Here is a 15589-nt window from a genome sequence, read left to right as displayed (position 1 = left end):
TGGCAGCGGCAAAGCAAGATTTGCCGAATCGAGATAAAGTGCGAGTCCAGTTGCGCCTGTAACACCGGATTTTTCGATGCGCAACGTCCTCCGGGTCTCGACCAATAGCCGCCCGTTGCGAACACACCACATCGAATACGGGTCGCCATTCACGCTTATGAAACGCTTCTTTTCTTCTGTACTCCTTGCGCTGTCTGCTGCGGCGCTGCCGCTCACCGGCCATGCCGCCGCACTCGACGCACCATTGACGTGCAATGAGAGCGGCCACCAGTTCATCGCCGACCTCGCCCAGCAGCAGATGATCGATCCGAAGCCGATGCGGGTGGAGAGCAATTCGATCAACGCATTCTCGCCAGCCCAGGGCGCCGAGCTGACCGCGTTCGGCTTTCGCGTGTTCGCGGTGGTCGGCTACGAGAAAGACGACCCGATGTTTCGCGTCGGAGATGGCGAACCGGTAGCCCAATCCGCTTACGGCGTGGTGGTGTTTGGCGGCGAGTCCAAGGTGCAGAGCGCGATTGCCGGGGCCGGCAGCACGGCGATCGTGCATCGCGTGGCGCCGCTCGTGACGGCGATTTTCTGCAAGCGGAGTTGAGGAGCGGCGGTTGGCTGTAAAGCCGGCGAGGATTCACAACACAAGCGCACCCACGAAGTGATGAGGCCCCCACGTGGGGCCTCACCTGTTTCTGGCGAGTGCTCCGCGAACCTATGCCGCACGCACCGCGCCACTATCCTGCTACAACTTGATCCCCACCGGATCCGCCGTCAGGTACCCCACCGATGCGCCGGATTAGCCCGGCCGGCGAAACTCGTTTTCGACCCACGCAGCGGCGCTCGCCTTGCTGAGCTTGAAGTTCGGCGCGACCTGCACTTGCGCGAGCTGTTCGCCGAAGGCGTCGAGCGCGGTCAGCAGCGCGTACGGCTCGTCTTCATCGGGGACGATATCCAGCGTGATGTCGAGTTCGTCTTCGCCGTTGGCGCTGGCCACTCGCACCTCTTTATGTAACTGCGCGCGCAATTGCTGCTCATGGCGGCGCAGCACTTCCGACGCGGTTTTCACGAGCGTGTTGAACGCCGACGTGTCGAGCGGCTTCGGATCCTTCTTGTTGCGGCCCATGGTCCACGGGCCGACGAGCGCCGGTTCCGGCTCGCCGTCCTTGATCATTTCGACGGCCCAGCCGTCGTCGTCCTCGTTCTTGATGACGCGCGCGGTCCAGCCATCGTCGCGCCACAGACGCGCTTCGTGCTGGGTTTCGGGCATTTCAGACGAGCCTTCCGTCGTGGAATCGGCAGCGGTGTCGGACGAAGGAAGGGGTGTATCGGTCATTGCAGGTTCACTCACGGTCGCGGGGCTCAAGCACATCTCAAGCACGCGATTCTACCCGCCCCGCACGCGCCGAACGCGGCGCTATGACGAACGGACAAGTCCAGAAGAGAACACCGTTAATCGAAATAATCTATTTCACCTCTTTGCTGGAAATTATAAATCAATTATAAAAAGACGAAAAAAACGCGGCTCGAAAGCCGCGTATAGAAAGATGAAAAAGACACCCTTGGTCAAAGGGCGAAGTGAATTGTAGAACCGGATGCCGCAGAGAAAGACCACACGAATTGGAAGAGTGCATTGCAGAAAAGCGGAGGAATCGTGCATTGCGAAATATTACACCCCAATCCATGCAGGGCAAAGCACAGCAAGGCCGTCGCGATCGAGCAACACCAGAAAGATTGACAAGCCACTCGCGAAAGTCTGTTAAAACATATTTCTTCTTTATTTACTCGCACTTACACAATTCAAATTCGCTATTCCGCATCCACCAATTCATTGTTGCGCCATATGCGCTTAAAGATATGAATAGCAGGAATACACTTCGCAGCGGATCGCCAGGCTGCCGGGGGATAGGCAGTGAGCACAGAAATGCGATTCTCTAATGCACTGTCTCGGAGTTACCAAACATGAAAAAAACCCTCATCGTCGCGGGCATCATGGGCGCGTTTGCCGTTACCGCTCACGCGCAAAGCAGCGTCACGTTGTACGGCACGCTGGACGCCGGTCTCGTCTACTCGAACAACCAGGGCGGCCACAGCAACTGGCAGCAAGGCAGCGGTTCGGTGTCGAACACCTACTTCGGCCTGCGCGGCAGTGAAGACCTCGGTGGCGGTCTGCATGCGATCTTCACGTTGGAAAATGGTTTCAATCTGAACAACGGCCAGTACTCGGAAAGCAGCACGATGTTCAATCGTCAGGCTTTCGTCGGTTTGAAGAGCGACCAGTACGGCGCGCTGACGCTCGGCCGTCAGTATGACTCCGTGGTCGACTTCCTCGCGCCGCTGTCGGAAGCGGGCGCGGGCTACGGCAACAATCTGGCCGCTCACCCGTTCGATAACGACAATCTCGACAACTCGTTCTCGATCAAGAACGCCGTGAAGTACACGAGCGCGAATTACGCCGGCCTCAAGTTCGGCGGCCTGTACGGCTTCAGCAACTCGGCCGGCCAGTTCTCGAACAACCGCGCATGGAGCGCCGGTGCTTCGTATGACAACGGCCCGTTGAGCGTTGCTGCTGCTTACCTGCAACTGAACAAGTCTGGCAGCTCCAACCTGAGCGGCGCCGTGTCGCAAGGCGACGGCACCGCGGCTGTCGCGGCCAACCTGCAACGCACGTTCGGCGCTGGCGTCAACTACTCGTATGGCCCGGCAACCGCTGGCTTCGTGTACACGCATACACAGCTGGACGGCATCACCGGCGTGGACGTCGGCGGCACGACGCTGCCTGGCGTGGCGGGCACGAACCTGCACCTGGACAACTACGAGCTGAACGGCCGCTATGCATTGACACCGGCCCTGAGCCTCGCAGCTTCGTACACGTTCACCGACGGCAAGATGTCGGGTTCGAACGGCTCGGGTGATCCGAAGTGGCACACGGTGTCGCTGCAGGGCGACTACTCGCTGAGCAAGCGTACCGACGTATACCTGGAAGGCGTGTACCAGCACGCATCGGGCCAACTCGGCAACTTCGGCTCGAACGTCGCGGCGATCAACACGCTCGCGCCGTCATCGACCGGCAACCAGGTTGCTGCGGCTGTCGGCCTGCGTCACCGTTTCTAAGTTCTTCAGGTGGTACGTGCAGGCCGGATGTACCGATCCGGTTTGCAGCCCAACCCGCGCGTGACACGATCACGTGCGGGTTTTTTCATGGAGCCTACGTGTCGACACGTTACGTTTCGACACGTAGTGGTAGCTGCAGCGCAAGCGCGTGGTGGGTATACTGGGCGCGGCTGCCTTCCTCGCTGCGACGTCGTTGTGGCTGAACGGCGGCTTCGTCGCGAAGCATGGCGTTACAGTGAATCTCGTCGCGCTTCGCCCGCGCCCCAAGTTCCCGTGCACGACCGGGGACGCCGACGATCGGACCATGAAAAAACGCCTCCTGCTTGCTCCCGTTGTTCTACTCGCCGCCTGCGGTTCTTCCGGCGGCCCCGCCCGCGATGCATCCCAGCCGATGATGTATGTGTCTTCGCAGCGCGCTCCCGCCGATATCGCCGGTTGCCTCCAGGACCGCCTGTCGCGCGTGCGCATGTCGCGTGCCGGCGGCGCGACTGAAATCGCGGTCGGCTCGGATTCGAACAACTCATATTTCGTCACGCTGACGCCGTTGAACGCCGGCTCGGTCATCAAGGTGATGCGCCCGGCGAATGCACCGGACGATCCACCGGAAGCGGAAATGCGCTTCGATATTGCGCGTTGCGCGACCTGAGTTTTTTGCCGCGCTGTTTTGTAGCGCTGTTCGTCGTGCACCGCTCGCGCCGGCGCGTGTTTTTTTGAAGTCGCGCTTCGGCTATTTTTTTACGCGTGCATCTGCGAACATAGCCGCCCTTTGTCTTTCATGCGGCGCGTTGCGTCGCGAGCTTCGATGGCATCCAATAAAGCACATCACGCGACTGGTTTTGCGGCCGGCGTTATCGCGGCGGCTATCGTTGCGCGCGCGGGCGGCGGCGGGTCGTTTCATATCGGCGTGCTGTTGAGTTTCGTTGCCGGTGTGGCGGGGAGCACGGCGCCGGACTGGCTCGAAGTGGCCTGGTGGTCGCGGGCACGGCGGCTGTGGATTACGCATCGCACGCTGACGCATTGGGGGGTTGGCTGGCTGGCGCTGCTGGCTTTTTCTTATCACTGGCTCGGGCATTCGGTTTATGCTGCGCCGGCTTTTGGGTTTGCCTGCGGTGGGTTGATGCATTTGCTCGCTGATTGGCCGAATCCGCTCGGCGTGCCGTGGGTTGCCGGGCGTCATTCGTTGAATTTGTGGAATAGCGGGCACTGCGATTTGATTGTTGTCGCTGCTTCGTGGGTTGCCGCCTGGTTTGTCGGCGAGCATTTCTGGCTGCATGGGTTTTCGCTGCTGCGGTATTTGAAAATTGGATGAGTGGTTGGTTTTTTTTGCCTACGGCGTTCGGGTGTCTACGGCGTTGGACTTTGCCTGGTTTTTTTGCCTTCGCGGCGCTTTATGTCTGTGCGCCTGCGGTGGTGGCCTTTCCTTGATTTCTTAGTGGTCTATTAGCTTCGCCCCTGTGCGGGGCAGGCACTTACTTTCTTTGCCGCCGCAAAGAAAGTAAGCAAAGAAAGCGGCTTCACACCGCTAACCCTTAAGCGGGTCCCCTGGCTTGGAGGAGGTAGTGGAGCATCTGGAATCAGTGTTCTCGCACATTCCGCGCTGGTGACAAGGCAGTCATACTTCCGGCGGCGCTGCGCGCGCCGTGGCGGTACTTCTCAACACCGATGGGGCGTGTGCGCCTCCGGCGTCATTTTTCCCGCCTTGCACTGCGTGCTCGATGGAACGGGCTGCCAAGGAAACCAGAGGCTTCGCTCTGGTTCAGTGGGGGCCGTCGGCTGCGCCTCGGCGAGGCGTCCGAGTGTGCGAGTACGAGGGCGATCCCCACTCCGGGTGAGGAGCTAGCGCCTCGGCGAGGCATCAGGGGCGTGAGTGCAAGCCGCCGCGGGCACCGAAAAAGTGCCGAACGAAACGCAGCCGCTAGTGCCGCTAGCGCAGCAAAGGCAAGCCACTACGCCTGAACAACCGCAGGCGCCGGAAGCGTCCAACAAGCCCGTCGGTTTTGTGAAGTACCGCCACGGCGCGCGCAGCGCCGCCGGAAGTATGACTGCCTTGTCACCGGCGCGGAGTGTGCGAGAGCACCGATTCCAGATGCTCCACTGCCTCCTCCAAGCCCTCAGGATTACCCACATCTCGTGATGTGAATCACCCGTCCTGGCTAAAGATCCGGTACATCTCGGTGATTTCGTGAAGGACCAGGAACCCTCGCCACATGACGGTGGGCCCGGGCGGGTGATCATGCTTACGGTTCAGATAACCGCCGAGTTTGGCGATCCACAGTACGACTTCGCCTAGCGAAGGCGTTGCCACCCCGCTCGGCCACGAACACTTCATAGACGTCGCTTTCGCGGTCGCCCACGCCCACCATGCGCGTATCGGGACATCGGGTCTTAAGGGCTGCCAGATGGTTCAGACCCTCAACCCATTTAACGCTTTCCTTGTCATTGAAGTCGCGCTTTGAGCGTTGACGCCTGCGGCCCAGATCTGCGTCATCGCGCACCCACGTCTTCATGCCCAGCACGCCGAGCGGCAGGCCTTCCGGTGTCACGGCCAGCAGGCTGTGCAGCATGAAGCCGCGCGACTGGTTGCCCGTGCCGTAGCCCAGGCCTTCGGTCGCGCCCAGATGCGTCAGGTTGAATTCGGTTGTGTCCTGCACCGCGAGCACGACTGGCACCTGGGTCATGCGCTTGAGCGTCTGGTCTACGTGAGGTGCAAGCACACCGTCCGTATCGACCTGGTCGTTATCGAAGAAGCGATAGGCCGCCTTGAGTTCGGCGGCATCCATGGAGCGTGGAAACGAGCAGTCCGGTGTGCTGGCAAGCCGGCGTGCCAGTGCAACGAGCCGATTCGTCAAACGGGCATCGCCCAGATTTGCCGCACCGAATTCGATGTCGGCCCAGTCGTCCTGGTCATCCTGATTCTCGGTCGAAGGCAATTGCGTCTGGTTCCTGTGGCGGTGCCTCAAGTTAACACCACCTCAAGCTGTTTACAAGCGCTATCCCGGCACAGATGTGGGTAATCCTGAGCTCCAAGCCAGGGGACCCGCTTAGGAGCTAGCGGTGTGAAGCCGCTTTCTTTGCTTACTTTCTTTGCGGCGGCAAAGAAAGTAAGTGCCTGCCCCGCACAGGGGCGACGCTAATAGACCACTAACAAATCAAGGAAAGGCCAACGCCGTAGGCGCACAGAAAAATGCCGCCGCCAAAGGCAAAAAAACCAAAATCTCCATTGTGGATTTGTCCACAGAAACTGTTCGCAAGCCTGTGGATATCCTGCGCACGAGTCACGCAAGTGATTGACCGCATTCAGATTCCGCCCTCTGCTCGCAGCGAGTCTGCAGGTCGAAATCGCGGTGAGTCTGTCGATCAAATCCAGCGGAGCGACAACACCTTATGGAATGACAAACGTCTTCACGAGCGTCAGCTCGCCAGGCTTCCTCATTGGCGCCCGAATCGTCTCGCTCTTTTCATTCGGCGTATTTTCATTCGTGATGATAGTGACCTGCGCGACGGTGATATCGGCGCCGCTATTCCCGTTACCGTAGTAGTTCACATAAACCAGATAAGTGCCATGCAACGGCGCAGCCGACGAATAAATCTCCGGCCCGTACCCGGTGGTCACATCCACATCGAGCGCGCCGCCATTCGGCGCGACCCGATCTCCGTACCACGTGTGCACGCCATCGGGCGATACAACGTGCAAATCGAGGTCGGTGCCGTCGGTGTCCCAAGCGAGCACAATCCGCAATTTCGGCTGGGTCTTGCCGCTATAAGCATCATAGAACTGCACGCGCTTCCGAGTGCCGTCCGGCGCCCGCAATTCAACGCCGTTACTGCCCGCAGGAAACGCGTACGGGCGCGAAAACTTGCCGTCCTCCTCCACACGCTGCGGCAGCGGCGTACCGTCGACCACCAGCGTGCCCACCGTGGTGCCCTTTTTCTTCGGCGCGTGGCGGATCTGTCCTTCGATCAGCGCGAATTTCGACTGGCCTTCCGGCGTCGATACGGACACCGCCGGGTAATGCACGTCCTGCGTATAACGCTCGCTGTCGCCGCTGGTGTTGCGCCAGCCGTTCAACGGCGCGGCGAAGTCGATATCGCTCGCCTGCGCCGACTGTACGTGCAGCGCGGCCTGCAAACAGGCGACGGCGAGCAACATCCAGCCAGCCTTCACCCGCCGCGTCGTCTTGACCTTCATCGTCACTGCTCCCATCCCGCCTTCAGAGTCGCTCGCTCTTCACGAGCATCAGGTCGCCGATCTTGCGCAGCGGCACGACCATCGTTTCGCGCCGTTCGTTCGGCGTATTTTCATTGAACACCAGCGTCAGCGTCGCGGTAATCACGTCGCGCTCGTGCGCGGCGGCGTCGAAGTTGTAGCCGGTCGAATCGAAGTTGCCCCAGTAATTCAGAAAGAACAGCCACGTGCCGTGCTCAGGCGCCGCCGACGAAAAAATCCCCGGCCCGGCGCCATCCACTGAATCGACGTCGAACCCGCTGCCGTCTTCCAGCGTCGGATTGGCGAAGAAAGCGTGCAAACCACCCGGCGTTATCACGTGCAGATCGACTTGCGCCTTCGGATCATCCCACGTGACGATCGCGCGCAGCTTCGCCTGCGGCTTGCTTCGGTCAGCCTCGTAGAACTGCATGCGCTGGCGCTGTTTGCCGTCGGCGGTGATCAGCTCGATGCTGTTCGAGCCCGCGCCGAAAGCCCATGGGCGTGCGAACGCGCCTTCATCGTCGGTATAGAGCGGCGTTGGATTGCCGTTGACGACGAGCGTCGGTGGCTTGCGCGCATGTTTGTCGACGTGTTTCAGGCGGCCTTCGATCAACGTGCGATAGCGCTGCGCGCCGCGATCGACCGGCGGCCGCGGATACGCCGCGACGAAGTGCTCGCCTTCGTTGGTCAACCCGCTATGGCGCCAGCCGCCGAAGGCGCCGGTCAGATCGGCTACCGCGCCATCCGCACCGGCGGCCCGCACGTTCGTCGCCGTGCACGCCATCAACGCAGCCGCGGCCAGAGGCAACGCACTCCCAAGCGCCGCACGAGCGCGAACGGCACGCACAGGAAGCGGCATACAGAACAAAGATGAAGGCGAACCCGAGGCGTGTTTCATTGGATCGAATTGTCAGTGCGGATCAGCGTGCGCGCGGTGCGTTCTACAAACGCCTCATCGAGGCCGCGCGGATGATGCTGAAACGCGAGGTGAATGTACTCATGCGCGAGCGCGATGCGGTCCTCTTCGGTTTGCAGCCGGTACACGTACACGCGATTGCGCTGCGCATCCGCATACGGCCGCCCTTCGCGCACCGCGCACACGGCCGGCAGATCCGGCGTCTCGTAGCCCGCGGCGCCGTTCATGCGCCGCGCCCACAACGGCGCGTTGCGTTGCAGCCATTCCTGCGCGCCGGCCACTGCGATGCAATCGCCGGCCAAAGGGCTCTCGAACGAAGTCAGTGTCGCTTGCGGCCAGGTGCGCGCGAGGATTGCGTCGAAGGCGAGGCCGGTTTGCGCGGAAGCCTTCGCGGCCAGCCAGCTCATCTGGCCCGGCGCGGCCTTGTCGTGGTGATACTGAACCGGCACACCGGTCAGCACCAGCGCGTCGGTCAGATCGGCCGCACGGCGCGCCGCGGCGGTCGGCGCGCGCGGCAGAACGCGCTGCGTGTTGCTGCTGTCGTCGATCCGGAAGCACCCGTGATCGTGCTCGCCGTGCTGCACGACATACGTGCGCGCCGCCACGGCCAAAGCCTTGGCTGCTTCCGGCTGGCTCGTGTCGCCTTCGCGCTCGACCACCCGCGCGACATAGTCGTTCAGTCCGAAGCGGCCGATCACTTGCAGCGCACCTGCGCCGTCGCGATCGAGCATGAGTTCGCCATGGCTTTCCACACGTGCCCAGTTGCCATTGGCGAAGCCGATCCGGAAGTTGCCGCGCAGCGGGCCATCCGGCACCGCTGCCGGGCCCTTGTCGCCAAGCACCTGGCGAATCGGATAGCGGCGGAAGAAATCGACCAGTACGCAGGCGGTGTCGTCCGGCACGGCGACTTGCGTGAGCAGCGGCGCGATACGCGGCGCGGCAGCTGCCAGCACGCGCGCGCTGCCGCCGGGACCGCCGAGCCATACCGGCGTGCCGTCGGCAAGCCAGCCTGCCGCGCCGCCGATCGATGCGCCGGGCCGCGCCGGGTCCGGCATCGTCCACGTCTTCGCTCGCAGCACGCTGCCGTAGAGCGACACGGTGCCCTCGCCGCGCCCGCTAGTCAGAACGGACACTAACGTGCTCGCCGCCGCTTCGCGTGGCCGTGCGGGCATCGCCTGCAAGGCGGCGAGCAGGTCGGTGACAGGCACGCGGCGCGTGGGTGTCACCGCGTGAAGGTCGCGCAGCCAGACGGGCGCATGCGCGGCCGTCCAATATCTGCGCCAGTCGGCGGAATCGAGTTGCAGACGCGCGGGCTCAAAGAAACGGCCACACGATTGCACCAACGCATGCTCGCGGTCGACGTGGCCGCCCGTCATACAGCAGTACACCTCTTCAGGATCGCCGCCGCTGCAGGTGTAATCCGGCGTGGCGATGTTGCGGTCCACGAGATAACCGTAGACAAACAGCTTCCACACGCTGCCGAGCGGCGTCTCCAATGATGCGGGCAACGGCTGCGCGGACCGCGGCGAACTGCCGTCGAGCGCGCCATCGGCATTGACCTGCCAGAGTTGTGCCTGACCGTCGCGCAGCCACGCAAAGCTCACTGTCTGCGCAGATGATGCAGCCGGCGCCTGGGCGCCCTGCGCCGCCGCGCCGATCGACACACAGCCTACGCTCGCGGCGAGCGCAATCCGCAGCGTGGCTGCCAGACGATCGCGCGTGCGCCGGAGAACAGGGAACATGGCGGTCTCGCTTACTGGATCCGCATGGTCGTCACGCGATCGCTCTTGCCGCCTTCGAACGCCTTCGCGTCCGGCTGATACATGCGGAAGTAGCGCGCGGGCGGCAACGCAAACGTGCCCGGCAACGCGAAGCGCACCAGTTGCCGCAGCGTCACCGGCCGATCGAGCAAAGGCACCGGCTGGTGATAAGCCAGTTCACCCATCTCATACGATGCCGCGCGCTGGAACGGTTGCGGACCGCTGGCGCCCTCCTTCTCACCTGGCAAACCGTCGATCGAGACGCCCCAGCTGGTCGCCTCGACATTGCCGCCCGGCGGCAGCGGCACATCGAGCAGACCGTAATGGTAGGCGTTGCCCGAGCGCGGCGTGAGCGTGACTTCGTCGACGTACAGCGCATTGCTGTCGATCGCATCGCCCTGCTTCACGCGACGCGCGGTGAACGCCGAGCGGCCCAGTTGGCTTTCGGCGCCGCCCTTCTTCGGATCGGCTTTCACTTCGAGCGGCTCCAGCTTGTAGAAACGGCGCTCCACCGTGATGTTCAGCCGGCTGTCCTCGCTGGTATGACTGCGGAACGAGACCAGCGCGTTCACGTCGGTGCGGGCAACACCGGCATCGAGCGAAGCCGGCAATCCCCCAAGGGGACTTCCTCCGGGGCGCGCGGCGCCGGTCCACTTCCAGAGCGGCGCGCCGGTCGGCGTCGCGGCGCGCGTCCAGCCCGCGCCTTGCAGCGACGGCAGCGATGCCGGCGCCGTGTCGCCGCCGAGCGCCTTGCGCACCCACAGCAGGGTCAATGCGCGATCGAGCGTCGGATAGTCGGCGCTGCTTTTCGCGAACAATGCCGACGCATCGACCGCCGCGCCGCCGTCGCCACCCGCCATATACAGCAGGCTTTGCACGAGCGGCGCGGGGTCGTTGACCAACGCGGTACGCGCAGCGCCGGCTGCCGCATCGAAACCATCCGGCAATTGAGCGCTCGCGCTGCGCGCCATATTGGCGACCAGCAGCGTCGCCATCTGCTTGCCGCGCGGCGAATCGGCTTGCGCGAACACGATGCTGTCCGACGCGCCGTACGTGCCCGTACGCGCCGTTGCATTGGCCGATGCCACCGCATCGCTCAGCAAGTCGCCTGCGACACCCGACACCGGCGTCGCGACCGGCAGGCCCATCTGCTGCATAAACCACAGCGCCAGCGCGCGATGCAGCAGCGGCTCTTTCGCGCCCGCATCGCGATAGACGTCCATCGCATGCTGCCAGTTGTCAGCCGGCAGCGAAATCCCGAGGCTGCGGCTCGCAAGCCAATCCGCGTAATACGCGTAGGCGGTGATCAACGCACTGCCGCCGGTCGTATCGCCCCACCAGCCGAACGTGCCGCCGACGCCCGCAAGCATCGCCAGACGTTGCCGCTGATTGCGCAGCAGCGCTTCGAGCCCTTGCGTCGAACTGACGTTGTCGCCGCGGCCGATTGCATCGTGTGCGAGCGCGAGCGGAATCAGGCGGCTCGACGTCTGCTCGGCGCAACCGTACGGATAATTGATCAGATCGTCGGCAACGCGCGCGAATTCGCTCGCCGCACTGCCGATGAAACGCACGCTGACGTCCTGCGCATCTTGCGGCAGATTGAGCGGCTTGTTCGAACCGTCGAGTGCGACGGTATTCTGATGCAGATCGAGCCAGCCGCTCGCATCGAGATGGATCGTGGTCTGCAAACGATCGACGTCCTTACCCGCACGACGCAACGTCGCGTTGACCACGCCGGCCTTCAGCGCGCCGGTCGGCAGACGCAGATAGTTCGCGCCGCGCTTGAGCGCGACCTTCTGATTCAACGACAAACCGCCGCCGTCGACCACCCACTCGGCGTCCATGTCCGCGTCGGTCTGATTGAAGGCGATCATGTCGATGGCCGGCTGATCGTTGACTCGGAAATGCGACGGCCCGCTCCACTTCAGATACAGCGCCTTGTCCGAACGCACATACGCAGTGCGCTGACCGACCATGCCATCGGGCGCCGCCGCGCGCACGGTGACTCGCCAGCGCGCCAGCGAGTCCGGCATCCTGAAGGTCATTGTCGCGTGACCGTTCGCGTCGGTCTTCAGATTGCCTTCCCACGCGGCTGTGTCCTGATCGTCGCGGCGTGGCCGTTCCAGCACCTTCACGCCGCGTTCGTTGTAATTGGCGCGTTGCGGGCCGCCCGGCGCGCCCTTCAACGGCGAGCGCGCGAGGTCGTACGTGATGAACGACAGGCTCGACGAAGTCCGCACGTTGTTACGCCGCGGGTGATAGAAAAAGTCGACGATGTTCGGTGCGATTTCCGGCTGCAACACGTAGACCATTTCATCGACCACGCTGACCGTCAGATTCGCTGCTTCCGGCTTGCCGTTCAACGTGCTGTCGAAGTTCAGCGTGACAGTATCGCCCGGACCGTACACCGGCTTGTCGCTCTTCACATTCAGTTCGATCTGCGGCTGCGCGACCACGATGCCCGCATTCTGGAACACGTATTCGCCGGCATGCACGTACAGCACCGAGAACGTCATGTTCGGCGCGAATGCTTCGCCCACCTTGATACGCGCTTTCCATTGCGACGGCGCGACGCGTTGCAGTTGCAGCCAGTCGCCGCCTGCCGTCAGCAAGGCACGGCGTTCGACGTTGTCGCGCTCCAGGGTCAGCAATGCATCGTCGACCGGCATCGGGAAGGTGATCAGCGCTTCGGCGGTGTCGCCGATCTTGTACCTGTCGCGATCGAACACGATCTCGACGCTGCCCGGAATCGCCTTCACGCCGTCGCCCGCGACCCAATGGCTCGCGGCGGCAAGCAGATTGCCCGTGTCGTCCTTGACCGACAGCATGTACGAACCCGGTTCGTCGAACTGCACCGGGAACGACAGCTTGCCGCCGGCTGTTGCGCCCTTCAAAGCACCTTCGCGATGCGTTTGCGATTCGAGTCGCGTCCACTCCCACTTGGCCGGCGCGCGTGACGCAGGGTCGAGCGTACCGAGCGCTTGCAGATCGAAGTTGACCGTTTCCTTCGGTTGCGAGAACGACTTCGCCGCCGACAAACGATAAGGCGTAGCGCCACGCGCGATCAGTACTTCACGCGTTACGCGCACCTTGTAGGCCGCACCGTCCTGCGCGAACAGCGTCAACGCATAACGGCTCGGCTCTTTGGCGGCCGGCAGCGTGAGGCTCGCGTTGCCATCGCTATCCGTCGTCAGTTCCTGCTGTTCGAGCTTGACCGGGAACAGCCCCGCATAACGCAGTTCGCCATCGACGATCGTGACTTTCTGCGCGCGCAGCGTGACGGAGACTTTGCTGTCGCGCACCGGCTTGCCATCCGGATAGCGCAACTGGATCTTGCCCTTCAGTTGCTCGCCCGTCGCATAGTCGGCTTTGTCCATCGACAGGTTGACGTCGAAATGCGGCTTCACATATTCGGCGACGCGAAATGCGCTGCCGTATACATCGCCGTTGTAGTCGAAGCGCAGCGTATAGCCGCCGGCGGTGGCATCGGCAGGGAGCGTAAACGAAGTGTCCGCGCCGGTGTCGGACGCGAAATGCACCTTGCTGTTAGCAACTGGCGCGCCGTTCGGATCGAGCACGTCGAGCTTGATATCGGCGTCGGCCGGTGAGGACGATTGCGTCGCGTTCTGGAACGTGCGGCCGATGAACTTCACATGCACCGCATCGCCCGGACGATACATCGGACGGTCGGTCACCGCGTAGATCTTCGTGTTGTAGATCTCGCTGTCGTAATAGAAATTCTCCGACACGAACACGCCGCCTTGCGGATCGGTGCCGAGCACGTAGCTGCGCTCGGGGCTCACGTGTTGCAACATCAGCGCGCCGTCGCTGCCGGTGATGCCGCTTTGCAACACGCCGACGCCGTCGGTCCAGTTGACTTCGGTGTTCGCCACCGGCTTGCCGTTATCGCGCCTCGTGGTCCACACGAGCATCCCGCTCGACGCCGCCTTCACGACCGCGACCGTGTCCGACACGAACAGCAGCGTGTGCGCACGATAGTTGCCGATCACCGCCTCGACGATATACAGCCCCGGCGGCAGCTTGCCGACCGGAATCATCACGTTGCCCGAACTCGCTTCGATAAAGTTACTGCTGCTGCCTTCGAGATTCACGCCCTTCGGCGGCTGGATCACCTTCGCATCCCAGATCGGATAGCGAAAGCGCGCGACCAGGTCGTAGCCCTTGAGCGGCGCGAACTGCGAGTTTTGCTGGAATTGCGTCTGCTTGCCGGTTTGTTCGCCGAGCTTGAATTGCGGCGCGGCTTCGGTCGCCTTGCTGCGCGTCGCGAACGACAGCACGCGCTGCCAGGCACGGCGTGCTTCGGTGAACCAGCGGTCCCACAGGTAAGCCAGCGTGTTCGCGAGTCCTTCGCCCTGATAATTCGGCGCAACGTTCAACCGATGCAGATTCTTCTGCGCCTTCAGGAAGTCCAGCGGCTTCGGCACGCGATACACGACGATGTCCGCACCGCCGTACGCCTGCAACGCGTCCTTGAATTCGCGGCCGGGCGCCTCCAACCGCACCTGCGCCAGCTGATCGCTGCCGAAGCTCGCGTCCGAGAGCAGGAAGAACGGCTGGCCATCGACCTTCTGCGAAGCGAAATTGCTCGACGGCGCCGCTTGCAGCGTGGGGTTCGCGGCGATGTTGCTATCGGCCGAGGTGCCCGAGGCATCGCCGTCCTTCGCCGCGGCGTCGTCGGCATAAGCCGGCGCGATAGCCAGCGTCATGGCCGCGAGCAGCGCCGCCACAGTGAAGGCCGCGCGACGGCGCGCGTTGCCGAGCCAACCGCTCGAAGTGGTGACGGAAATCATTCGGGTCATGGTGTCAAAAAGTCCAAACGAAACACGCCAACGAAATTCGGATTGCCGTCGAGCGGCTGCCAGCGGGAATCTTTCCATTGCATCAGGTCGGAGACGGCCACGGCGCGCAGTCCGGTATCGGTCGGCGTAACGGTGCCTGTGTGATAAGCGATGTAGCGATCCAGCCAGATCATCAGATGCTGGTCGTCGCCCTGGTCGAAGAACAGCAGGTCGCCGGGCAGTGCCAGGTTGACGTCCTTCGAAACAAAACGGCTATTGCGTTGAATCAGCGCGATTGCCGACGCGTACGCGCCGGTGGAACCGTCGAGTTGAGTCCAGCGATTCGAGAGCGTGCGCTGCGATGCGGATAGCTGCAGTTCGGGCGGCATGCTGCTGGTGTCCGCAAGACTGGTCATACCGTTGGCACGCAGCCATTTGCTGTCGTGCGGCTTGAGGGTCTCGCCGACGGCGAAGCGCACGAGGCCCGCGCAATCGCGTTGCGTCCAGCGCGGCGTCGGGCCGCGCCGCATCTGCTGATCGACGATGCGCACGAACCACGCGCGAAATGCTGCCGATTGCTGCGGTGAAAGCGCGTCGGGATCGGGCGATGCGGTGGTGCTGGTCAGCGCGTTTGCGTACGGCGCGAGGCTGGCCATGACGAGCGCCGAGGCTGCGCGTGCGAGCCACGTGCGTCGCGCGACGGCACGCGTGTCGTACGTGTGGGCGATTGCATGCGCTGCGGGTCCGCGCTCAGGCGCGTGCGCCGCTACGCGCGCATCCGTCGCGAACGCCACGTCGGGGACGT

General features: G+C 63.0%; 11 protein-coding genes. 4 read left to right on the top strand and 7 right to left on the bottom strand.

Translation table 11 applies throughout. The features are described 5' to 3' along the window. Window positions 1-157: 157 nt before the first annotated feature. The gene (locus tag WN982_RS22860) at window positions 158-592 is read left to right on the top strand and encodes a hypothetical protein (RefSeq protein ID WP_341319384.1); all 435 of its coding nucleotides are present in this window, start codon (window positions 158-160) and stop codon (window positions 590-592) included. A gap of 195 nt (window positions 593-787) precedes the next feature. Here WN982_RS22860 and WN982_RS22855 read toward each other — a convergent pair whose 3' ends face one another. Further along, window positions 788-1324, bottom strand: a complete 537-nt coding sequence (locus WN982_RS22855) for a hypothetical protein (protein ID WP_341317967.1) — start codon at window positions 1322-1324, stop codon at window positions 788-790. Between the two features lie 626 nt (window positions 1325-1950). Between WN982_RS22855 and WN982_RS22850 the strand changes: the two genes are divergently transcribed. From WN982_RS22850 to WN982_RS22840, 3 genes are all read left to right on the top strand, one after another. Then, complete coding sequence (locus WN982_RS22850) at window positions 1951-3102, top strand: porin (RefSeq protein ID WP_341317966.1); 1152 nt, start codon at window positions 1951-1953, stop codon at window positions 3100-3102. Between the two features lie 304 nt (window positions 3103-3406). Then, window positions 3407-3748, top strand: coding sequence for a sugar ABC transporter ATPase (locus WN982_RS22845; protein ID WP_341317965.1), 342 nt, complete (start codon window positions 3407-3409; stop codon window positions 3746-3748). A gap of 156 nt (window positions 3749-3904) precedes the next feature. After that, window positions 3905-4411 carry a metal-dependent hydrolase gene (locus WN982_RS22840; protein WP_341317964.1) on the top strand — a complete coding sequence of 169 codons (507 nt, stop codon included), beginning with the start codon at window positions 3905-3907 and terminating at the stop codon, window positions 4409-4411. A 928-nt stretch (window positions 4412-5339) separates the two neighbouring features. Here the strand turns inward: WN982_RS22840 and WN982_RS22835 are convergent. The 6 genes from WN982_RS22835 to WN982_RS22810 all read right to left on the bottom strand — a co-directional run bounded on the left by WN982_RS22835 (window position 5340) and on the right by WN982_RS22810 (window position 15440). Continuing rightward, window positions 5340-6032: a transposase DNA-binding-containing protein gene (locus tag WN982_RS22835; RefSeq protein ID WP_341317963.1), complete on the bottom strand. Its 693-nt coding sequence runs from the start codon at window positions 6030-6032 to the stop codon at window positions 5340-5342. Window positions 6033-6484: 452 nt separating this feature from the next. Next, the gene (locus WN982_RS22830) at window positions 6485-7291 is read right to left on the bottom strand and encodes a DUF2135 domain-containing protein (RefSeq protein ID WP_341317962.1); all 807 of its coding nucleotides are present in this window, start codon (window positions 7289-7291) and stop codon (window positions 6485-6487) included. Window positions 7292-7313: 22 nt separating this feature from the next. Then, on the bottom strand, window positions 7314-8093 hold the full coding sequence (locus tag WN982_RS22825; protein ID WP_341319383.1) for a DUF2135 domain-containing protein: 780 nt from the start codon (window positions 8091-8093) through the stop codon (window positions 7314-7316). A 110-nt stretch (window positions 8094-8203) separates the two neighbouring features. Next, window positions 8204-9967 carry a DUF2300 domain-containing protein gene (locus tag WN982_RS22820; protein WP_341317961.1) on the bottom strand — a complete coding sequence of 588 codons (1764 nt, stop codon included), beginning with the start codon at window positions 9965-9967 and terminating at the stop codon, window positions 8204-8206. Window positions 9968-9978: 11 nt separating this feature from the next. Then, window positions 9979-14805 (bottom strand): alpha-2-macroglobulin, encoded by a 4827-nt coding sequence (locus WN982_RS22815; RefSeq protein ID WP_341317960.1) that lies wholly within the window; start codon window positions 14803-14805, stop codon window positions 9979-9981. Then, on the bottom strand, window positions 14802-15440 hold the full coding sequence (locus WN982_RS22810; protein WP_341319382.1) for a DUF1175 family protein: 639 nt from the start codon (window positions 15438-15440) through the stop codon (window positions 14802-14804). Before WN982_RS22810 ends, WN982_RS22815 begins: the two co-directional genes overlap by 4 nt. Between the last annotated feature and the right edge of the window lie 149 nt (window positions 15441-15589).

Origin of the sequence: Paraburkholderia sp. IMGN_8 (assembly GCF_038050405.1) — a bacterium.
GTDB lineage: Bacteria > Pseudomonadota > Gammaproteobacteria > Burkholderiales > Burkholderiaceae > Paraburkholderia.
The sequence above is the reverse complement of the archived record's forward strand: the minus strand, read 5'-3'. Positions and strand labels throughout refer to the sequence as shown.

Excerpts from the sequence above, each read along its gene's own strand:
- WN982_RS22860 (WP_341319384.1), top strand. The coding sequence starts at position 158 with ATGAAACGCTTCTTTTCTTCTGTACTCCTTGCGCTGTCTGCTGCGGCG.
- WN982_RS22855 (WP_341317967.1), bottom strand. The coding sequence starts at position 1,324 with ATGACCGATACACCCCTTCCTTCGTCCGACACCGCTGCCGATTCCACG.
- WN982_RS22850 (WP_341317966.1), top strand. The coding sequence starts at position 1,951 with ATGAAAAAAACCCTCATCGTCGCGGGCATCATGGGCGCGTTTGCCGTT.
- WN982_RS22845 (WP_341317965.1), top strand. The coding sequence starts at position 3,407 with ATGAAAAAACGCCTCCTGCTTGCTCCCGTTGTTCTACTCGCCGCCTGC.
- WN982_RS22840 (WP_341317964.1), top strand. The coding sequence starts at position 3,905 with ATGGCATCCAATAAAGCACATCACGCGACTGGTTTTGCGGCCGGCGTT.
- WN982_RS22830 (WP_341317962.1), bottom strand. The coding sequence starts at position 7,291 with ATGAAGGTCAAGACGACGCGGCGGGTGAAGGCTGGCTGGATGTTGCTC.
- WN982_RS22825 (WP_341319383.1), bottom strand. The coding sequence starts at position 8,093 with ATGGCGTGCACGGCGACGAACGTGCGGGCCGCCGGTGCGGATGGCGCG.
- WN982_RS22820 (WP_341317961.1), bottom strand. The coding sequence starts at position 9,967 with ATGTTCCCTGTTCTCCGGCGCACGCGCGATCGTCTGGCAGCCACGCTG.
- WN982_RS22815 (WP_341317960.1), bottom strand. The coding sequence starts at position 14,805 with ATGACCCGAATGATTTCCGTCACCACTTCGAGCGGTTGGCTCGGCAAC.
- WN982_RS22810 (WP_341319382.1), bottom strand. The coding sequence starts at position 15,440 with ATGGCCAGCCTCGCGCCGTACGCAAACGCGCTGACCAGCACCACCGCA.